The 17,930-nt window shown below is 60.8% G+C and carries 22 protein-coding genes and 1 pseudogene; 8 read left to right on the plus strand and 15 right to left on the minus strand.

Annotated features, from left to right (window positions below):
- Nucleotides 1-75: 75 nt before the first annotated feature.
- Complete coding sequence (locus ABWL43_RS19935) at nt 76-957, minus strand: LysR substrate-binding domain-containing protein (protein WP_145158665.1); 882 nt, start codon at nt 955-957, stop codon at nt 76-78.
- Between the two features lie 123 nt (nt 958-1,080).
- Here ABWL43_RS19935 and ABWL43_RS19940 point away from each other — a divergent pair, with 123 nt between their 5' ends.
- Nucleotides 1,081-1,590, plus strand: coding sequence for a sugar ABC transporter (locus tag ABWL43_RS19940; RefSeq protein WP_145158667.1), 510 nt, complete (start codon nt 1,081-1,083; stop codon nt 1,588-1,590).
- Entirely contained in the window at nt 1,587-2,441 is an 855-nt protein-coding gene (locus ABWL43_RS19945) for an MBL fold metallo-hydrolase (protein ID WP_016704671.1), read from the plus strand. Before ABWL43_RS19940 ends, ABWL43_RS19945 begins: the two co-directional genes overlap by 4 nt.
- Nucleotides 2,442-2,590: 149 nt before the next feature.
- Here the strand turns inward: ABWL43_RS19945 and ABWL43_RS19950 are convergent, their stop codons facing one another.
- Both ABWL43_RS19950 and ABWL43_RS19955 read right to left on the minus strand, forming a co-directional pair.
- Complete coding sequence (locus ABWL43_RS19950; RefSeq protein ID WP_145158671.1) at nt 2,591-2,905, minus strand: hypothetical protein; 315 nt, start codon at nt 2,903-2,905, stop codon at nt 2,591-2,593.
- Between the two features lie 126 nt (nt 2,906-3,031).
- Entirely contained in the window at nt 3,032-3,427 is a 396-nt protein-coding gene (locus tag ABWL43_RS19955) for a hypothetical protein (RefSeq protein ID WP_145158673.1), read from the minus strand.
- Between the two features lie 267 nt (nt 3,428-3,694).
- Here ABWL43_RS19955 and ABWL43_RS19960 point away from each other — a divergent pair, with 267 nt between their 5' ends.
- The 3 genes from ABWL43_RS19960 (at nt 3,695) to ABWL43_RS19970 (ending at nt 5,596) form a co-directional block, all read left to right on the plus strand.
- Entirely contained in the window at nt 3,695-4,102 is a 408-nt protein-coding gene (locus ABWL43_RS19960; RefSeq protein ID WP_404483853.1) for a hypothetical protein, read from the plus strand.
- A 97-nt stretch (nt 4,103-4,199) separates the two neighbouring features.
- Nucleotides 4,200-5,240, plus strand: coding sequence for an alpha/beta hydrolase family protein (locus tag ABWL43_RS19965; RefSeq protein ID WP_404483856.1), 1,041 nt, complete (start codon nt 4,200-4,202; stop codon nt 5,238-5,240).
- Between the two features lie 20 nt (nt 5,241-5,260).
- Nucleotides 5,261-5,596 (plus strand): low molecular weight protein tyrosine phosphatase family protein, encoded by a 336-nt coding sequence (locus ABWL43_RS19970; protein ID WP_145158679.1) that lies wholly within the window; start codon nt 5,261-5,263, stop codon nt 5,594-5,596.
- Between the two features lie 75 nt (nt 5,597-5,671).
- On the opposite strand, the gene cynS is transcribed toward ABWL43_RS19970, so the two are convergent.
- A complete protein-coding gene (gene cynS, locus ABWL43_RS19975) occupies nt 5,672-6,142 on the minus strand; it encodes a cyanase (protein ID WP_404483859.1) in 471 nt (156 codons plus the stop codon).
- Nucleotides 6,143-6,262: 120 nt separating this feature from the next.
- A complete protein-coding gene (locus tag ABWL43_RS19980) occupies nt 6,263-6,886 on the minus strand; it encodes a carbonic anhydrase (protein WP_404483861.1) in 624 nt (207 codons plus the stop codon).
- Between the two features lie 111 nt (nt 6,887-6,997).
- On the opposite strand from ABWL43_RS19980, the gene cynR reads away from it, so the two are divergent.
- Nucleotides 6,998-7,882, plus strand: coding sequence for a transcriptional regulator CynR (gene cynR, locus ABWL43_RS19985; RefSeq protein ID WP_145158685.1), 885 nt, complete (start codon nt 6,998-7,000; stop codon nt 7,880-7,882).
- A 14-nt stretch (nt 7,883-7,896) separates the two neighbouring features.
- Here cynR and ABWL43_RS19990 read toward each other — a convergent pair whose 3' ends face one another.
- Nucleotides 7,897-8,085, minus strand: a complete 189-nt coding sequence (locus ABWL43_RS19990) for a DUF1737 domain-containing protein (protein WP_242195389.1) — start codon at nt 8,083-8,085, stop codon at nt 7,897-7,899.
- Nucleotides 8,086-8,353: 268 nt separating this feature from the next.
- Here ABWL43_RS19990 and ABWL43_RS19995 point away from each other — a divergent pair.
- Nucleotides 8,354-9,411: pseudogene (locus ABWL43_RS19995) on the plus strand (PLP-dependent aminotransferase family protein).
- Here ABWL43_RS19995 and panB read toward each other — a convergent pair.
- Nucleotides 9,399-10,214: a 3-methyl-2-oxobutanoate hydroxymethyltransferase gene (gene panB / locus ABWL43_RS20000; RefSeq protein WP_404483865.1), complete on the minus strand. Its 816-nt coding sequence runs from the start codon at nt 10,212-10,214 to the stop codon at nt 9,399-9,401. The pseudogene ABWL43_RS19995 and the gene panB sit on opposite strands and share 13 nt — an antisense overlap.
- Nucleotides 10,215-10,378: 164 nt before the next feature.
- Complete coding sequence (locus tag ABWL43_RS20005; protein WP_404483868.1) at nt 10,379-11,335, minus strand: glycoside hydrolase family 6 protein; 957 nt, start codon at nt 11,333-11,335, stop codon at nt 10,379-10,381.
- Between the two features lie 81 nt (nt 11,336-11,416).
- Here ABWL43_RS20005 and ABWL43_RS20010 point away from each other — a divergent pair, with 81 nt between their 5' ends.
- Nucleotides 11,417-11,584, plus strand: coding sequence for a DUF2986 domain-containing protein (locus tag ABWL43_RS20010; RefSeq protein ID WP_145158695.1), 168 nt, complete (start codon nt 11,417-11,419; stop codon nt 11,582-11,584).
- On the opposite strand, the gene ABWL43_RS20015 is transcribed toward ABWL43_RS20010, so the two are convergent.
- The 7 genes from ABWL43_RS20015 to ABWL43_RS20045 all read right to left on the minus strand — a co-directional run bounded on the left by ABWL43_RS20015 (nt 11,555) and on the right by ABWL43_RS20045 (nt 17,909).
- Nucleotides 11,555-12,538 carry a GlxA family transcriptional regulator gene (locus ABWL43_RS20015; protein WP_404483871.1) on the minus strand — a complete coding sequence of 328 codons (984 nt, stop codon included), beginning with the start codon at nt 12,536-12,538 and terminating at the stop codon, nt 11,555-11,557. The genes ABWL43_RS20010 and ABWL43_RS20015 overlap by 30 nt on opposite strands.
- A gap of 4 nt (nt 12,539-12,542) precedes the next feature.
- A complete protein-coding gene (locus ABWL43_RS20020; RefSeq protein WP_262207886.1) occupies nt 12,543-13,085 on the minus strand; it encodes a cysteine hydrolase family protein in 543 nt (180 codons plus the stop codon).
- A 114-nt stretch (nt 13,086-13,199) separates the two neighbouring features.
- On the minus strand, nt 13,200-14,540 hold the full coding sequence (locus ABWL43_RS20025; protein ID WP_404483874.1) for an MFS transporter: 1,341 nt from the start codon (nt 14,538-14,540) through the stop codon (nt 13,200-13,202).
- A gap of 171 nt (nt 14,541-14,711) precedes the next feature.
- On the minus strand, nt 14,712-15,650 hold the full coding sequence (locus tag ABWL43_RS20030; RefSeq protein WP_404483877.1) for a biotin-dependent carboxyltransferase family protein: 939 nt from the start codon (nt 15,648-15,650) through the stop codon (nt 14,712-14,714).
- Nucleotides 15,647-16,411: an allophanate hydrolase subunit 1 gene (locus ABWL43_RS20035; RefSeq protein ID WP_404483880.1), complete on the minus strand. Its 765-nt coding sequence runs from the start codon at nt 16,409-16,411 to the stop codon at nt 15,647-15,649. The genes ABWL43_RS20030 and ABWL43_RS20035 overlap by 4 nt, the downstream gene beginning before the upstream one ends.
- Nucleotides 16,412-16,497: 86 nt before the next feature.
- Entirely contained in the window at nt 16,498-16,923 is a 426-nt protein-coding gene (locus ABWL43_RS20040; RefSeq protein WP_262207892.1) for a VOC family protein, read from the minus strand.
- Nucleotides 16,924-17,033: 110 nt separating this feature from the next.
- Entirely contained in the window at nt 17,034-17,909 is an 876-nt protein-coding gene (locus tag ABWL43_RS20045; protein WP_404483883.1) for a LysR family transcriptional regulator, read from the minus strand.
- Nucleotides 17,910-17,930: the final 21 nt, after the last annotated feature.

Consider the following 17,930-nt stretch of genomic DNA (forward strand, 5'->3'; position numbering starts at 1 on the left):
GAGTCGTTTTCAGCCGTTCGCGATAGACAGCAATCGGCCAGAAGCCGTCACTCAATCTACAAAATCAGGGGCGGTTCACTGCGCCTCCTCCAACAGCCAATGCGCAAATGCCTGGATGGGCGGGCGACTCAGCTCAAGGGGTTCAGGTAACACGAGGCAAAACGTCTTGGCGACATTCTCCTTCTGCGGCCATGGGGCAACCAGCCGGCCCTGCGCCAACTCCGCCTCCACGTACATCCGCGGTACGAGTGCCACACCCAGGCCAGCCAGTGCTGCCTCAATCAACATCGCATGCAAGTCGTAGCGTGCGCCCATCGCTGGGTTACTTAGGACAATTCCGGTTTCCTGGGCATAGCGCTGCCACGCATCCGGGTTCTGTCGTCGGTGTAATCGCGGCAGTGAATCCAGCGCCGTTGCCTGCTTTCCCTGCTTCAGTAGGACAGGATGACAAACCGGAATTAACACTTCGTTCAACAAGCGATGCGTATGCATGCCTGTCCAGGCCGGGTGCTCAAAATGGATGGCTGCATCAACACCACTACCAGCAAGTACGAACGGCTCCATGCGTTCCGAGAGGTGTACGCAGATATTCGGGTGTTGCTGGCTAAAGCCAGATAAACGAGGGATGAGCCAGCGCAAGGCAAAGGTCGGGCTGACGGCGATATCCAGACTTGCACCGTTCTCGGGCTGGCCCATCAAATACTGGCTGTCCCTGTCTAGACGATCGAGCAGTTCGCGAACTTGCACCGCGTATCGCTCACCGTTAGGCAAGAGTCGCACGCGGTTGCCCACGCGCTCGAAAAGGGTGACTCCCAGAAAGACTTCCAAGCGACCTATTTGCCGACTGATTGCGCCCTCGGTTAACGCCAACTCATTGGCGGCGCGGGCAAAGCTGCCATGACGGGCTGCTGTCTCAAAGGCAATCAGCGCAGCGTTACTGGGTAGCTTTCGACGCATGGTCCTTTCCTTGAGTCAAGATAACCAACTTGATGTTAAGTCACTGATGGGTGCCGAAAATTCGTTTTATCAGGTATTACCACACCACTAGCATGATGAAACATCAATCTATGTGGTGACTTTATGATTTACACAGTCGAATGCAACTACGCTGAACCTGACAGCGAAGCCGAGTGGAATGAGTTTTACACCCTGGAAAAACTGCCCGCGCTGATTTCGGTGAGCGGTTTCAGCTCTTCACAGCGTTTCAAAGCCTTGAGCGGCAATTGCCCGGCCTACTTGGCCTTGCATTCCGTTGAGACGCTCGCTGTATTGCAGAGCGACGAATACCGCGTAAAGGGAGGTGGCAATTTTTCTCGCTGGCATTCTCACATCACTGATTGGAAACGCAACCTCTATGCCGCAGAAGGCCGTGCAGTTGCCGTGGGCGCGGACGAGTTCCTGTTGATCAGTGAACAAGGCCCTCACGTACTGATTGAACTAGGCCTTACACCTGTAGCACTGCACGCCTTTGCGTTGGACAAGTCTCCTGCACACCGTTGGCTGGCCAAACTGGATTGCACTCAGGCCAAAGCCAACGATCTGCAGGGGCTTAATGTCTATCGCGCCATGACGGAGCAGCTACAGTCATGAATAAGGCAGAAATACCTAACTGGAGGCTCCCCAGCCAGCAAGTCGGTGAGTTTTCGATCACAGCCATCAGCGACGGCTACTTGGGAGCGAACCTGGATTTTCTCGCCAACATCGCTCCCTCGGAGGCGGCCCGACTGCAGTTAGCCGCCGGAATCAGGGAGCCTGCGTCGATCCATATCAATTGCTATCTGGTACGTGGGCGTGGCCGAACGATTCTGATCGACGCCGGCGCCGGTGGATTCAATCACTGGGGCGGCGAGTTGCTGACGCATCTTGCACTGGCCGGAGTGCAGCCTGCCGACATAGATACGGTTCTGTTGACTCACGCGCACCCCGACCACGTAGGTGGCTTGTTAAACGCAGAGGGAGACATGGCCTTTGGTAATGCTGAGTTGGTTGTGCATCAGCGAGAGCTAGCGTTCTGGGAGGACGATGGTCACCTTGGCAAGGCCAGTGAACGTGCGCGTGGAAACTTTCTGTTTGCACGAAGGGTGTTCGAACGGTACCGGAAAAATCTGCGCCCGTTCGCCACCGATGATGTCTTGCCGGGCATCAGCGCGATGCCATTGCCTGGGCATACCGTCGGGCATTGCGGCTACCGATTTGAGTCCGGTGCACGCAGCTTGCTGATATGGGGCGATATTGTTCATTTTCCTCAGATTCAGATTGCGCGCCCCGATGTCACGATTGCCTTCGACCAAGATCCCCTGCTATCGGCGGCCACGCGAACGAGACTGCTGGATTTGGCCAGTTCAGATAACTTGATGGTCGCTGGCATGCACTTAGGAGCGCTCGGCTTTGCTCATATCAAGCGCTCAGGGAGCACCTACGCCATTGCTTACGAAACGTAAGTCAAGTACGGGCAGCAAACTGTCTTTCGATAGTTTTTCTTCGCGGCTGAAAACTTGCCAGGAACGATAAAGGGAGCACATTTGTTTGCACGACTCTGACGTCCGCTTTTGGCCGATTGCGGCCAGACATAGGATTCAGCCCCATGATTTTACCGGCCAACAAGCCTGCGTGCTCTCTGACGGTGAGACTGAGACAGCGTTTTGTCCTCGGCGCAGTGAGCCAGGAGCGCGGTCATCGCAATGTCTACAGGAAAGCCATCCTCCAGCCATTTAAGCGCCAGTCCCGACCAATATTCGGAATGTGACGTCAAGGCTGTGATCACCAGCGGCTGCAACGCAATGTCAGTAGGTAGCGTATATTTTTTGCTAAGAGCGCTTACCGCATCTGGCAAATCGAGTACCGCCATTTCGAAAGGTTTCTCAAGCAGCGGTAATAGCCAGACATAGCTAAATTCTTCGTTCATCTTTTCCCCCGATTGCTAATGGTCGCTTTTTGCCGTAGCACAAGAGGAGGAATCAACCCAGCGCAGAACAGTGGCCGCCAATGGCGGCAATATCCGGGTGCGCCGAAAACAGACTTTATAGAAGGCTCAAGGTTGATTACCTTCGTGTTGTGAGTTCAGGCGTCCAAGACCGTAGTAGTTCATGAATTCGCGCATAGTCGGTGAAAGCGTCTCTTGTGAAGCAATCTGCCAGAATTTTCTTTCCCCAAGAACCGGCTCAAACCGCTTGATGAGTTCCTGCGCTGTATTGTGATGGCCAACACGCAGCCAGTGCCTGAACATGTATTCGTTTTCCTGCCGCGATAGCTGTGCTGCTTGGATTAGTCTGAGTGAGTACCGAAAGTTCAGTGGCCATAATTGCTTTAGAAAATCGAGTCTCTGAGCGTTTGGAAGGCCCACTAACCACTGCTTCACATCCTTATCCACCTGAGCATTACTAGAACGCGACGCCACCTGCCCCGGTGTGAAACGAGAGTCGTCCATGGTGTGCAAGGCCTAAGCGTATAAGGGAAGGTCACATTCTGTCCTATGCATAGGAATAACGGGCAGCTTATTTTTACGCTATTGACCGATTGCTGCCCCTCCGTAAAGGGCAGCTTTGGGTCGAGAGCAGCCTATCTCGCAGCGCATACCACCATAAGCCAACAGCCCCCGTGAAGCCAAAACACCTCGACCAGATAGCAAACGCTTCACACCTATAACTCTGGTAAAAGCACTCCAACCAAACCCCATCTTTCTCGGAACCTCGCCATGCCGCGCCTCCTCCCCCTTCTGCTCTTGCTTCTACCCAGCCTGGCCCACGCCCTCCCCGCCCTGAAAGACACCACGCTCTACACCACCACCGTCCACGACTGCGAGGACGTTAACCTGGCCACCTGGCAGCACCCCACCCGCACGTTACTGGAGAAGAACAACTTTCAGCTCGAACGCATCCAGCTATGCAACGGCGGTCGTTACCCGATTTTCCAGGTACAAGCGCCCTACGACCCACGCGGTCAGACCAAGGATTTTTTCCTGCCGTTGTATGAGCACATGCGCAAGGCCAACGGTAAATGGCCTTACGCGTTGGTCGACAGCAGCGACGCGGTGGTGGTGTACGTCAGCTACCCGAAAGACGATGAGATCTCCCTGGATTACGAGGGTTTCGAAGCGCCGTAGAAGCGCGTTTCAAGCGTTGCAGGTGACCCGGCAGGGGATGCATTGCGAGGGCATTTCAGGTAATGATGCGCCACCCAAATCAAGGACGATAAAAACAATGAAAACCGCGCTGCGCGCCCTGTTCCTGCTGTGCCTATCCACGCCCGCCTTCGCGGCCGAAAGCCCGGTGGGTTTCAAGACCGCCACGCTGCCCGATGCCACACACCAGCGCCCGCTGGAACTGGTGGTCTGGTACCCCGCCGCCACCACAGCCCAACCCGAGCTGATCGCCGACAACGCGGTGTTCATCGGCGCCCTCGCCGTGCCCGACGCGCCACCGGCTGCCGGCAAGCATCCGTTGGTGGTGCTGTCCCACGGCTACGGCGGCAATTGGGGTAAACAGGTGTGGCTGGCCAGTGCCTTGGCGCACCAGGGTTATATCGTGGCTGCGGTCAATCACCCCGGCACCACCACCAAAGACCGCAGCCCGCAAGCCGCCGCGCAACTGTGGCAGCGCCCGGCCGACCTGAGCCGCGCTATCGACGCGGTCTTGGCTCAGCCGCAGCAATTTGGCGCGGTCGCGCCTACCCGGATTGCTGCGGTGGGCCACTCCCTCGGCGGCTGGACCGTGATGGAAATCGCCGGGGCACGCTTCGACCCCGACCTGTTCAGCCGCGACTGCGCCGAACACTCGAAGTTGGGCGGCTGCATCGGCTACCAGCAAATTAACCCCGCCGCCACGCCCGCCGGCAAGGCCCAGTTGGCCGCTGACTTGAGCGACAAACGCATCACCGCAGTTGTGTCACTGGACCTGGGCTTGTCGCGAGGCTTCACCCGCGCCAGCCTGGCCGCACTGCCGGTGCCAGCGCTGGTGATCGCCGGGGGCGTGCCAACCGAGGACATGTCGCCCGAATTGGAATCCGCCGACATGGTCAAGCGCATGCCAACACCCTCCACGCAGTACGTGGAGATCAGCGACGCCACGCACTTCAGCTTTATGCCGATCTGCAAGCCGGGTGGCATGGCATTGATAGAAGAAAGCTCGCCGGGCGATGGCATGATTTGCCGGGATGGCGAAGGCGCGCGGCCACGGGCGGTGATTCAGCAGCAGTTGGTGGCGCTGATTACTGGGTTTCTGGCACGGCCCATTCACCCTTAACCAAGACGTGTGGACAGGCAATGAATAGCCCAATCAATCTGCTCTTCGTGTGCAGCCGCAACCAGTGGCGTAGCCCTACCGCAGAGGCCATCTGGCGCCGTCGCCCCGGCTTCAATGCGCGCTCGGCGGGCACCAGCCCGAATGCGCGCAAAACCATCGGCGCCGCGGATATTCGATGGGCAGATGTGATCTTCGTCATGGAGCGTAAACACCTGCATCGCCTGCAGGCAGACTACGCGCGGTTGCTTGAACACAAGCCGCTTTACTGCCTGGATATTCCGGATGACTTTCGCTACATGGACCCTGAACTGATGGAGCTGCTTGAAGACACCGTCGCGCCTTATCTCAACACCTAGGCGTGGTGCACTGGCCCAACCTATGCAACAGCCGTGGCCCGGTCACCTCGCAGCGCCGGGCCGTGTGATGCTTGATCAGAACGGTTTGGTCGGCAGGTATTTGCCATCCAGGGTAATCACCGCACGCGAGCCGCCGTCCGGGTCTTCGACCTTCTTGACGTCCAGCTTGAAGTTGATCGCGCTGATGATGCCGTCGCCAAACTTCTCGTGAACCAGTGCCTTGAGCGTGGTGCCGTAGACCTGAATCATTTCGTAGAAGCGGTAGATGGTCGGGTCGGTCGGGACGCCGTTGCCGATGCTGCCGCGCACGGGGATGGTTTGCAGCAGCAGCACGGCGTCCGCGTCGAGGCCCAGGGTGTCGGCAACGGTTCTGGCGGCGTCGGCCGGCAGCGGATGCTGGCCGAGCAAGGCGGCGGTGACGAAGGCTTCGTGCAGGCCAGTGCCTTCGGCGATCTGGGCGAACGACAGGTCTTTGCGGGCCTTGGCCAGCAGGATGACGTCGGTCAGGGCAAGGCGAGTGTTCTGGCTGATTTGTGACTGGATCATGGGGTTATCTCCGTGGTTAAAACTGTGGGTAAAACGGCTGATGGGGAAAGCGCCAACGCTCAACTGTGCGAGCTGGCATATCGGATCGCCGCACCGCTGCGATGCAGACACCTCGGTGTATCAGGCAGGGTAATCGGCCAGCGGCACAAAGGTGCCGGTGCGGCTATCGAAGGCCTGGATGCAGCCGCTTTCGATATCGTAGACCCAGCCATGCAGGGTCACGCGCCTCTCTTCGAGGGCCAGGCGCACCGAGGGATGCGTCTGGATATTGGCCAATTGCGCGATCACATTTTCGCGGACCATGGAGGCGACTTTGGCGGGCTGATCGACATGCTGGCGAGCCTCGTTGACTACCCGGCCGGAGTCGGCGTAGCGCAGCCAGCTGGCCACGGCGGGCATGTGGTCCAGGCATTTGCAGGTGGCGATGGCGGTCATGGCGCCGCAATCGGAATGCCCGCAGATCACGATGTCGCGGACCTGCAAGGCCGCCACGGCGTACTCCACTGACGCCGACACACCGCCCGGCTCCGGGCCGTAAGACGGCACGATATTGCCGGCGTTGCGGATGACAAACAGCTCGCCCGGTTCACGCTGCGTGACCAGCTCGGGCACCAGGCGGCTGTCGGAGCAGGAGATGAACAGCGCCCGTGGGCTCTGCTGGTTGGCCAGGTCTTTGAACAGGCCGGCGCGCTCGGGGAAGGCACTGCGCTGGAATTTCAGGAAACCGTCGATGATGTCTTGCATGGGTAACTCCTTTGAATCGCGATGCGATGGAGCAAAGGTTACGGAGCCCGTGCAATAAGGTAAAAGTCTCATATATGATCCAGCACATTAGATAATCTTATGAGTACAAACATGCTGGCACGCCATATCCAATACTTCTTGGCCGTTGCAGAACACCAAGGCTTTACCAAAGCGGCGGCTGCCCTGCATGTCTCGCAACCGGCGCTGTCCCAGCAAGTGCGGCAGTTGGAGGAGAGCCTCGGTGCGCAGTTGTTTGATCGATCCGGCCGCCAGACGCGCCTGACCGACGCCGGTGAGGTGTACCTGCGCTATGCGCTGCGGGCGGCGCAGGAACTGCAGCAAGGCAAGCGCGCGATCCATGACGTGGCCGATCTGAGCCGCGGGACGTTGCGGATTGCCGTCACGCCGACGTTCACCACCTACCTGGTGGGGCCGCTGGTGGAGGCCTTTCACGGCCGCTATCCAAACATCACGCTGAACGTGCGTGAGGTCGCCCAGGAACACATGGAAAACCTCCTGCTGGCGGACGAACTGGACGTAGGGATTGCGTTTGATGAGGTGCACGCGCCCGACATCGACGCCACGCCCCTGCTGGTCGAAACCCTTGCGCTGGTCGTCGGCAAGCAGCACCCGCGGGCTGAGGAGCGGGTTATTGGGCTGGAGGCGTTGAATGGCGAATCACTGATTTTGCTGGGCAAGGAATTCGCCACCCGCGAGCAGATTGACCGCTATTGCAGCACGCACGGCATTCGCCCACGCGTGGTGATGGAAGCCAATGTGATTGGCGCGCTGATTGAGGTGGTGCGCCGGACCACACTGTCGACGCTGTTACCGGCGGCGATTGCACGGGCGCACCCGCAGTTGGTGGCGATTGAGCTGGGGCCGCAGCGGTTGCAGCGCACCGCCGTGTTGATGCAGCGCAAAGGGGGTTATCAGCCGGCGGCGGCGCGGGCGTTTTTGGCGTTGGCCAAGGACGTCGCCGAGGGGCTGACCTGACAGGGCAAACGTGCCTACTTACCAGGCCCCCAAACAATGGCCTGAGCCACCACGACGTACTCGCCGTTGAAGGTGGCCGCTGGCGAGCCATATAACTGATAACCCAGCGCAAGGGCTTCCGAGACGCGGTGACAAAACGCAGCGTCATCCTTGCCCGTCAGTAGCCGGTAAACAGGTAATCCATCGGGCGGCGTGGTTTGCATGGTGTGGTTTTCCTGGTCGACATGAAAGTATCAGGCCCGAACGCATCGTACGGCCCGTGCACGAACCGACAGCAGCATCCATGATTTCCTGCTTCGGCTCAATTCTGCCAATCCGATAAGCACAGCGCTCGTCAGGAATGTTAAGGGTGCACGGCTTGATCATCGGGGGCTGCCGTTGAGTTCCGTATCACATCGCCTAGAGTAATACTGGACCGGCCCCAACCCCGATGTATTCCCCGTATAACCTGGTCGAGTAGCGCGAGTGGTCATGGATAGAACTAAACACAGCGCTTTCGCCTATCAGGCGGTGTACCGCTACTTGGTCGAGTTGATCGACGCCGGCCCGCCAGACGGCGAACGCAAACTGCCGTCTCTGCGCCAACTGGCCGAGCGCCTGGGTGTGTCGGTGTCGACCACCCAAGCCTGCTCGACCATGTGTTTATCGGCTCGGACTTGCACGCGGTATTGGACGCAGCGCTCAACGCGCTGGACCTCGCCGGCACGGTGGCGTTGGTGGAGTCGCCGTGTTCGTGGGCGATCCTGCGTCAGCTGCAGGCGGCGAATATCCGGGTGATCGAGTTGCACCTGGATGCGCACGGGCGGTTCGACCTGGCCGCGCTGGAAGGATTATTGCAGCGCGCGCCGATTCGATTGGCAGTGCTGTCGTCGACGGTGAATATTCCCCAGGGGGGCGTGATGCCTGCGCTGGACAAACAGCAAATTTGCCGCTGGCTGGCAGAGCGGGATATCTGGCTGTTCGAAAACGACACCAACGGCGAGTTGTATTTCGAGCCGCAACCGGCGCGCTATCGCGACTTTGCCGACCCGCAGAAGCTGTTGGTGTTTTCGACCTTCGACAAAATCATCGGCTCGGAAGCGCCCTATGGGTACGTACTGAGTCGCGGGCAAGGCCCGCAGTTGCAGCGAGAGTTTCTCAAGCGCGGGTTCCGCCTGTCGCCTATCCGTCAGAAGGCGATCGCCAAACTGTTCACGTCCAAGCGCATCGACCCACATTTGAAAGCGCTGCGGGCGCTGCTGCTCAAGCGCATGACCCAACTCGGCGCGCTGCTGAGCGAACACGATCAGTGGCAGGTACACCGCCCCCACGGCGGCGCGAGTTTCTGGCTTGAGGCTTCGCCCGCCGTCGACATGCGCAAGGTATTCGAGCGTCTGCGCGCCGAGCGCATCGTCATTGCGCCCGGCGAGCTGTTCAGTCAGCAAGGCGCCTGGCGGCATCACCTACGCCTGAGCTACACCCTCGACTGGGGCAAGGATATCGCCCAGGCCGTAAACCTGCTGGCCCAGGCGATGCGTCAAAGCCCGTAGCAATGCCGCGCCTCGGGGAATCGCCCGTGGCGTACGTCATCGGCAAAGCGCTCGCAGGCATCGCGAATCACCGCGCCGACATCCGCGTACTGTTTGACGAAACGTGGCAGGTGCTCACCGCCCAGGCCCAGCACGTCTTCGGTGACCAACACCTGGCCGTCGCAGGCGGGCGAGGCGCCGATGCCGATCGTCGGCATTTTCGCGTCCTGGGTGATCTGCCGGGCCACACCTTCGGCCACGCCTTCCAGCAGCAGGCTGAAAGCGCCCGCCTCCAGGTTGGCACGCGCATCTTCAGCGATCACCGCAGCGGTTTGAATCGTGAGCCCTTGCGCCTTGAAGCCGCCCATCACATTCACAAACTGCGGCATCAGCCCCACATGGGCCATCACCGGAATGCCGCGCGCCACCAGAAACTCAACCGTGCTGGCCAGGGCCTGGTTGGCTTCCAGCTTGACCGCATCGCAACCGGTGCGCGCCAACACCTGGGCGCAGTTGCGAAACGCCTGCGCGTGGGATTCCTGGTAGCTGCCAAACGGCATGTCGGCGATGACACAGGCCAGGCGCGTGCTATCGACCACCGCGCGAGTGTGGCCGATGATTTCTTCGAGCTGCATGCTCAAGGTTGAAGGCCGGCCATAGCCGACCATGGCCGTGGAATCACCGACCAGAATGAAGTCGATCAACGGGTCGATCAGCTTGGCGATGGCGCTGGAATACGCCGTCAGGGAGACGATTTTCTGCTGGCCTTTCATCGCGACCAGTTGCGGGACGGTGGTGCGTTGGGTGCGGGTATGCGTGCTCATCAAATGCCTTCCGTTTGCGCTGAATACCCGGCCTGATTATTGGCAAAACACCCGGTGATTCAATGCACAGATCGGCGCTGAAAAGCGACCCAGATGCCAAGACGTTCCGTTGTGGCGAGGGCCGTTGCGCGTTCGCCAACAGCACCGGGTTCACGCAGAGGGGTTTATTTGCCCTCGATCAACCGCAGCGCCAACGGCGCGCTGAACGTGCCGGCCGCCGGGCCACCATGGCAGTCGGCGATGGGCGAAGAGGCGCCGTCCGAGTTGCCCGGCAGCTTGATCCACAGCGCCAGCAGGTTGGGCGTGACGGCGTGCGGCAGCATGCCCAGCTTGCGTGCGGGCGGGTTGCACCAGTCGCCACGGACGGCGCCGTTGCCGTTGCGGCTGGTGTCGACGACCACGGCCTTTGTGTAGGCGTGATTGGCAAAGAGCCTGGCGTTGATCCGGTCGGCGTAGTCACGGGATTGATCGAACGTGTAGAAATTGGAGACGTTCAGCGCAAAACCGCGCGCGTTTTTTATCCCGGCCGCATGCAGGGCATCGGCCATCTGCGCGGCGGGCTTCCAGTGCGCGTTACCGGCGTCCAGGTACACATCCGCCTGGGGCGCGCGTTGCTTGAAACCTGAGACTGCGTAGTTGAACAGCGCCAGGCGCTCGTCCCGCTGAGATTGGCTGAGGCACTGCATGTCCGGCAAGGCGTCGGGCTCCAGGATGATGATCGCCGGTTTGCGGCCAACGCCGTTGATCAGGTGATCGATCCAGGCGCGATACGCTGCCGCATCGGCCGCGCCGCCTGCAGAGGCGCCGCCGCTGCAGTCACGGTGCGGCAGGTTGTAGGCGACCAGAATCGGTGTGGCGCGGGCCGTGGCGGCGGCGGATACGTAGCGGTGCACACGCGGCTCGAGTTGATCGCTGCCCTGGCTGCTGCCGGTCAGCCACAGGGCACTCGGCACCTGAGCAATGGCCACACGGATGGTTGCCGCGTCGGGCGCCTGCGGGTTGTGTTTTACCCACTGGGCAGCGTTCGATTCGGGATTGATGTAGAAGGCGTCGCCGGCGTGGGCGGCCGGTAGCACCGATAACAACACCAGACTGGCAACACCAACGATGAACCTGAGCATATGTTGACTCCACAAGGCCGGGGCCTGACGCACTGCCTCAAGCTGATATCATGCGATCAATTACCCGCTGAGTAGCACACCATGAACCGCCAGAAAAAACTGCAGCAGCTCTTCAAGGCCAAAGCGAAAAAGGCCAGCGCCAAATTGGCCCCCAAGAGCAAAGATAAATACATCAGCAAAGCCGACCGCGCCAAACTCGAAGCGCAGGCCGATCAAGCGTCAACCACTGCCACCGACACGCCCAGCTGAAGGCGTCCCCGCTTCATATTTGCCCCAGATACGCCGCAGATGCCGCGCCGAACCAAAGCCCGCGCGCTCGGCGACGGTTTCGATGTCCAGGGTCGACTCAACCAGTAATTCACGCGCCACGGTTAAACGCAGGGTGTGCAGATAATCCAGCGGACTGATGCCGACGTGTTCGTGAAACAGTCGCGCCAGGTGCCGGCTGCTGGTGCAGGCCAGGCTGGCCATACGCGTGACGGTCCACGGCTCGCACGGGGCTGCGGCGACGGCGTCCTGCACCCGATGCACGGCGGGATGCAGGTGATTGCGCCCGGCGATCCAGGCAGACAGCTGTGGATCGGCACCGCTGCGGCGCATGTACACCACCATGTCCCGCGCAACCGCGCAGGCCAGTCGCGGCCCGGCCAGCTCGGCAACCCAATGCAGCATCAGGTCGATGCCGGCAGTGACGCCAGCGCTGCAACTGATGTTGCCATCGGTGACGTACAAGCGGTTTTCCAGTACTCGAGCCTTGGGCGCCATAGATTGCAAAGCGGCGCACAGCGCGTGGTGCGTGGTGCATTGGCGTCCGTCCAGCAGCCCGGCGCGGGCGGCGCTCAAGGCGCCCGCGCAGACGCAGACCAGTTTCTCGCCGGACGGCGCGAACACCGCTTGCAGCCACTGGGTCAGCACGCGGCTGGCCGAGTCAAATGCCTGCTGGCCCGCCTTGCTGACCTTCGACGTGGAGCCCACCAATACCACCAGCGTGCCCGGCGCCAGGGTTGGCGGAAGCGGCGCCAACCCGGTCAGGGGCAAGCCGATGGACGTTTGCAGCGTTTCAACCGGGCTGACGTACTGCAAGTCGAACTCAACGGCCGTCGAGTCCTCGACCTGAGCGGCCAGGCGCAGCACTTCGGCGGGACCGGCCAGGTCCAGCATCAGCACGTTGGGCAGCAGCACAAACAGCACCGGCACGCTCACGGGGTCAATCCTCCAATGCCTGGGCGACCGTGACGATGCGCGCAAAGCGGCCTTCCAGCACCAGCTCCGTACGCTCGCGTATTTCGGCTGCGGTATAGACCCGGCCGCTGCGCGCGTGGGTCATCGGGAAGGTCAACGTCGCTTCGCTGACAAAATCCACACTCAGGCCACTGTCCGACGCCTGCCGCGTGGTGGTTTCACAGCACTGTTCGGTGCGGATGCCGCTGATGATCACTGTGGTCACTCCCATTTCCGTGAGCCACGCCGCCAAGGGCGTGCCGGCGAACGCGCTGTGAAAGCGCTTGTGAATGACCCGGTCAGGGTTGATCGACAATTCGCTCAATGCCCGAACATTGCCCGAGGCCAGCGAAAAATGCCCCTGGTCTTCCACATGGAAGACTTGTATCACCGGGATGCCCTGTTGAACACACCCATCAATGAGGGCCTGTTGCTTTTCCAGGTAACCCGGCAGGTCATTTTCGGACCAGTAGCTTGAATGGCGGAACGAATGCTGGGCATCGATAACAATAAGGGCTTTGCGGCTCATGAGGTGTCCTGTTGGCGTGCAGTTCAGTGAATGATGCAAGCCATACTAGGCAGTGCGGCAGGTGAGCAACAGGCACGTGCCGGACCACTTGAGGACGTATTCGGACATCCACTGTCAGCGACGCAAAGCACCTTGCGAGGTTTCACGCAGGGTGGTCAAGGCAATCAACGCACAGACCGCCGCGCCGGCCATGAAAAACCCCGGGATCAGCAAATTGCCGGTCGAGCCGATCAGTGCTGTGACGATGTAAGGCGTGATCCCGCCGCCCAGGATGGCGCCCAGATTGATGCTGATGGCCATGCCGGTGTAACGAACCCGAGTGGGAAACTGCTCGGCATAGGTCGGGTAGCCCACCGACTGGATCACCGGCATCGGCAGCGTCGCCACAAAAAACGCCAGGACCGCGATGAACAGGCTGCTGTTGTTCATCAACACCATCATCGGAATCACCAGCACCGCATAACCGACAAAGCCGATGGCCAGGGCTTTCTTGCGCCCAATGCGATCCGACAGCCCGCCCCAGAACGGCATCAGCGCGGCCATGCACAGGCTGACGCCGGCGATGACCCAATAGATCTTGGACTTCTCGAAATGCAGGTAGGTGGTCAGGTAGATGTTCATGAACACCAGGCCGATGTAGTAGCCGGCGTTCTGTGCAAAGGCGAACACCACCACGCGCAGCACCGCCGGCAGGTTCTGCGTAAGCACCTCCTTGACCGGCGCAGTGGGCGGCTTTTCCACCGCGAGAAAGGCTTTGAACTCAGGCGTCTCCTCGACGTTGTGGCGCATGATGCACGAGAAGATCACCAACGGAATCGCCAGGAAAAACGGGATACGCCAGGCCCAGGCCTGCAGCTGCTGTGCATCGACCAGGCCGGTGGTGATGCCGCAGATGATCGCTGCCATCGACCCGCCAATCGCAACACCCACCGGCGTGAAGGCACCGTAGAAGCCACGGCGGCCCTTGGGTGAAGACTCGGCCAGAAAGGCCGCAGCGCCGATCACCTCACCGCCGGCGAAAAAGCCCTGCGCCAGCCGGATCAGCACCAGCAGAATCGGCGCAGCAATCCCCACATGGGCCGCCGTCGGCAACAGCCCGATCATCGCGGTCGCGGTGCCCATTCCGATGACGGTGCTCAGCAATACTTTGCGCCGACCGATGCGGTCCGCCAGCCGCCCGAGCAGAATGCCGCCCAACGGCCGGATCAAGAACGCACTGCCAAACACCGCCAACGTGGCCAGCAGCGCGGCGGCGGCGTTATCACTGGGAAAAAACAACGGCGCGATAATCGTCGCCATAAAGCCGTACACACCGAACTCGTAATACTCCACCGCAGTGCCCGTCGCGGCAGCGATGGCTGCCCGCTTGGCGATCCTGGTGGCGCTGCTGTCAGCGGTCTTGTCGAACTCGCCCAAACGCGGCGATGGGATGGGAGTAGCGATCACGCGAGACATAAACACCTTCCACTCTGACCGTTGGTCATTTGAGTTATTGAGGTGGACAGTTCCACCCAGAAGTAAACCCGTCAGATTGCGAGGGGTTTTAATGCTCGACAGTAAGAAATGTGAACGTGGGCTTAATCATCTAGCGCTCCTGTTTTTATTATCGGTAGCGACGGCTTTTGCTCAGTGGGTGGCCTCCAGTCGTTGCAGCGCGTGTGCACGCGCCACGAACAACGCTTGAGCCGTGGGTAAATCAATCAGCGAGAATCGAACGTCATCGCCGGGCATCAGTTGCGCCAGCTTGGGTAAATCCACACTGGCCACCTGGGCGATGCGCGGGTAGCCACCGGTGGTTTGCCGGTCGGCCATCAGCACAATCGGCTGACCGCCGGCGGGCACTTGCACGGTGCCAAATGCCACGCTTTCGGACAGCAGCTGGCGGGGCTGCGTCAGGTCCAGCGCGGCGCCGTCCAATCGATAACCCATGCGATCCGAGGCAGCGGTCAGCTGATAGGGCTCATGCAGGAAGTCATGGCGAGCCGTTTCGGTGAAGTCGGCCCATTCGCGCCCCGGCAGCACCCGAATGGAAGCTGGACGTGTCGGCGCGCCAAGCCGCCAGCCCGCAGGAACATTCAACCGCACGGGGTTTGCGAACGATGAGCAAATGGGGATCACATCGCCGGCTTGCAGTGCGCGCCCCGACAGCCCGCCAAACCCTCCCCGGCTATACGTGCTGGCGCTGTTCATCACTGGCGTGAGCAGATAACCGCCGGCCACGGCCAGATAAGCCCGCGCGCCGTACTCACGCTTCTCGAAGCCAAGCATCGCGCCCGGTTTGACGCGCACGGCGTGCCCCGGTTGCAGCGCAACACCGTCCAGGCGCGCGCCCAGGTCAGCCCCGGCCAGGGCGATCAGCGCCTGTGCCTGAAAGCACAAGACCGGGCCTTGAAGGGTGATTTCCAGGGTTGCAGCAGTGGTCGGGTTGCCCACCAACAGGTTGGCCAGCGCATGCGCGTCCTGGTCCATGGCGCCGTTGACCGGCACGCCCCAATGCTGGAAGCCCACGCGGCCGGTGTCTTGAAAGGTGGAAAACAGACCGGGCCTGAGCACTTTGATGGTCATCGCTGCGCTCCGGCCAGTTGTTTAAATTCACGGGCGGTGATGGGCACGAAGCGCACCTGATCGCCACCGCTCAACAGGCACGGCGGCTGATTGGCCGGCGAAAACATCGGCAACGGTGTGCGGCCCACAATGTTCCAGCCACCCGGCAAATCAGTGGGGTAAATCACGCTCTGACAATTGGCCAGGCCCACGCTGCCGCGCGTGACCTGCGTGCGCGGTACGGCGCGGCGCGCCAGTTTCAGCGCAGGCTCGTGCATGCCGATATAGGGATGGCCCGGTGCGAAACCGACCATCAATACATCGACCCACTGCCCACTGTGTGCGGCGATGACTTCGCTGGGTGTGATGGCGCAGGCGTTGGCGATGTCCAGCAGATCCGGCGCGTAGTCGCCCTCGTAGCACACCGGGATTTCCAGGCGTTTTGGCGTGATGCGCGCCAGGTTGTGCTGTTGAGTCAGGGCGTTTTCCAACACCTGGGCAATTGCGTCGTAGGGCACTAAACCGGGGTACAGCCTGGCGATGATAGGCGGGGCATAATGCACGCCCACGGACACCATCGCCGGGATCACATCGGTCACGCCGCCAAGCAGCCCACGCGCCAACAGGTCATGCAGCGTGGCACTGAACGCCATGGCACGGCGGTTGGCCTGCGCGCTGAACAGCGTTGCAAACACCACCACGATGCAGCTGTCGCCACACGGCTCGAACTGCCAGTGCTGTTCGGCACGCACAGGCCGAAAATCACAGTCAACGTCAGACATCACGTCACTTCTCTCATGCGGCAGGCATGCAGCTTCACGTCTTATTGACGCCGTCGCTCGGGTGGCGACGGTCGCGCGGATGGCAACTACTTGGCGAACAACTGGCTCATGTCCTTGAACGCCTTGAACTCCAGCGCGTTGCCGCACGGGTCAAACAGGAACATGGTGGCTTGCTCGCCGACCTGGCCCTGAAAGCGGATGTAGGGTTCGATCACAAACCGGGTTTCACGCGCTCTGAGCCGATCGGCCAGGGCTTCCCATTGATCCCAGTGCAGGATGATGCCGAAATGCGGGACCGGTACGTCGTGACCATCGACAGGGTTGGAGTGCACCGATGCCTGGGATTGAGTCTTGGGGTGTTCGTGGATGACCAACTGGTGACCGTAAAAGTCGAAATCGACCCACTGCGCGCTGGAGCGACCTTCGCGAAGGCCAAACACGTCGCCGTAGAAGTGGCGGGCGGCGGCGAGGTCGTAGACGGGAATAGCTAAATGAAAGGGCGAAAGGCTCACGGTGGCTACCTGCGGGTTCTGTTATTCAGAACCCGATTCTTCACCAGAAAGACCGTGCGATAAAGCGCATATCTTTCGTCCTGAGCCTCAATTTTTTCGATGCTCGCGCCCTACTTCGGCGCACCGAGCACTTCCATGATGCACGCCCTGAATAACGCGAAGAGCGGCAGTTGGCGCTGGGTGTACTTGGTGAGCAAGACGATTTCGCGATGGAAAGTCAGCTCGTCCAATCGCAAAACCCGCACGTCGCTGCCGTGTTCCAGCCACAAGCCGGCCAGTGGCACCAGGGACACGCCGAGGCCGCTGCGGACCATCTTGACGATGGCGTCCAACTCATCAAGCTCCAGCGCCTGCTGCGTCTGGATCTTTTGTTCCTTGAGAAACTGCGTGACCTGGCGGCCACCGAACGAGCCCCGGTCGTATCGCACAAACGGCTGCTCGCGCAGGATCTGCAACGGGCCATCGCCCGGTACGTCCTTGGCGGTGATCAGCACAAAAGGCTCGCGGGCGATGACCTCGACATTCAGCTCCTTTGGCAGGTTGAACGGCGGGCGAATCATGATCGCCAGGTCCAGTTCACCGGCATCGACCTGGCTGAGCAGGTTCAGCGAAACCCCCGGCACCAGGTTGACTTCAATAAACGGCGCACGCTGTTTGAGGGCCACCAGCGCCTTGGGCAGGATGCCGGTCTGCACACTGCCAATGGCGCCGATGCGCAACGAACCGTGGAAGTTGTTGGCCCTGTCGGGCGTGCCCATGCGCGAGAAAATATCGAGGATTTCCTCCGCCAGCGGCACCGCACGCTGCCCTGCCGAGTTGAGCGTGGCGGAGCGGCCGGTGCGGTCGAACAGCTTCACCCCCAGCGCGTCTTCAAGGTGCTTGATCTGCGCGCTCACGGCCGATTGCGTCAGCCCCACCTGCTGGCCGGCAGCGGCAAAAGTGCCGCGCCGCGCGGCGCTGACGAAGGTCCTCAGTTCTCGAATCATGCCGCATACCTCACTGGTTCG

Origin of the sequence: Pseudomonas sp. HT11, assembly GCF_044875395.1 — a bacterium.
In the GTDB taxonomy this organism is placed as follows: Bacteria; Pseudomonadota; Gammaproteobacteria; order Pseudomonadales; family Pseudomonadaceae; genus Aquipseudomonas.

Excerpts from the sequence above, each read along its gene's own strand:
- ABWL43_RS19935 (WP_145158665.1), bottom strand. The coding sequence starts at position 957 with ATGCGTCGAAAGCTACCCAGTAACGCTGCGCTGATTGCCTTTGAGACA.
- ABWL43_RS19940 (WP_145158667.1), top strand. The coding sequence starts at position 1,081 with ATGATTTACACAGTCGAATGCAACTACGCTGAACCTGACAGCGAAGCC.
- ABWL43_RS19945 (WP_016704671.1), top strand. The coding sequence starts at position 1,587 with ATGAATAAGGCAGAAATACCTAACTGGAGGCTCCCCAGCCAGCAAGTC.
- ABWL43_RS19950 (WP_145158671.1), bottom strand. The coding sequence starts at position 2,905 with ATGAACGAAGAATTTAGCTATGTCTGGCTATTACCGCTGCTTGAGAAA.
- ABWL43_RS19955 (WP_145158673.1), bottom strand. The coding sequence starts at position 3,427 with ATGGACGACTCTCGTTTCACACCGGGGCAGGTGGCGTCGCGTTCTAGT.
- ABWL43_RS19960 (WP_404483853.1), top strand. The coding sequence starts at position 3,695 with ATGCCGCGCCTCCTCCCCCTTCTGCTCTTGCTTCTACCCAGCCTGGCC.
- ABWL43_RS19965 (WP_404483856.1), top strand. The coding sequence starts at position 4,200 with ATGAAAACCGCGCTGCGCGCCCTGTTCCTGCTGTGCCTATCCACGCCC.
- ABWL43_RS19970 (WP_145158679.1), top strand. The coding sequence starts at position 5,261 with ATGAATAGCCCAATCAATCTGCTCTTCGTGTGCAGCCGCAACCAGTGG.
- cynS (WP_404483859.1), bottom strand. The coding sequence starts at position 6,142 with ATGATCCAGTCACAAATCAGCCAGAACACTCGCCTTGCCCTGACCGAC.
- ABWL43_RS19980 (WP_404483861.1), bottom strand. The coding sequence starts at position 6,886 with ATGCAAGACATCATCGACGGTTTCCTGAAATTCCAGCGCAGTGCCTTC.
- cynR (WP_145158685.1), top strand. The coding sequence starts at position 6,998 with ATGCTGGCACGCCATATCCAATACTTCTTGGCCGTTGCAGAACACCAA.
- ABWL43_RS19990 (WP_242195389.1), bottom strand. The coding sequence starts at position 8,085 with ATGCAAACCACGCCGCCCGATGGATTACCTGTTTACCGGCTACTGACG.
- panB (WP_404483865.1), bottom strand. The coding sequence starts at position 10,214 with ATGAGCACGCATACCCGCACCCAACGCACCACCGTCCCGCAACTGGTC.
- ABWL43_RS20005 (WP_404483868.1), bottom strand. The coding sequence starts at position 11,335 with ATGCTCAGGTTCATCGTTGGTGTTGCCAGTCTGGTGTTGTTATCGGTG.
- ABWL43_RS20010 (WP_145158695.1), top strand. The coding sequence starts at position 11,417 with ATGAACCGCCAGAAAAAACTGCAGCAGCTCTTCAAGGCCAAAGCGAAA.
- ABWL43_RS20020 (WP_262207886.1), bottom strand. The coding sequence starts at position 13,085 with ATGAGCCGCAAAGCCCTTATTGTTATCGATGCCCAGCATTCGTTCCGC.
- ABWL43_RS20025 (WP_404483874.1), bottom strand. The coding sequence starts at position 14,540 with ATGTCTCGCGTGATCGCTACTCCCATCCCATCGCCGCGTTTGGGCGAG.
- ABWL43_RS20030 (WP_404483877.1), bottom strand. The coding sequence starts at position 15,650 with ATGACCATCAAAGTGCTCAGGCCCGGTCTGTTTTCCACCTTTCAAGAC.
- ABWL43_RS20035 (WP_404483880.1), bottom strand. The coding sequence starts at position 16,411 with ATGTCTGACGTTGACTGTGATTTTCGGCCTGTGCGTGCCGAACAGCAC.
- ABWL43_RS20045 (WP_404483883.1), bottom strand. The coding sequence starts at position 17,909 with ATGATTCGAGAACTGAGGACCTTCGTCAGCGCCGCGCGGCGCGGCACT.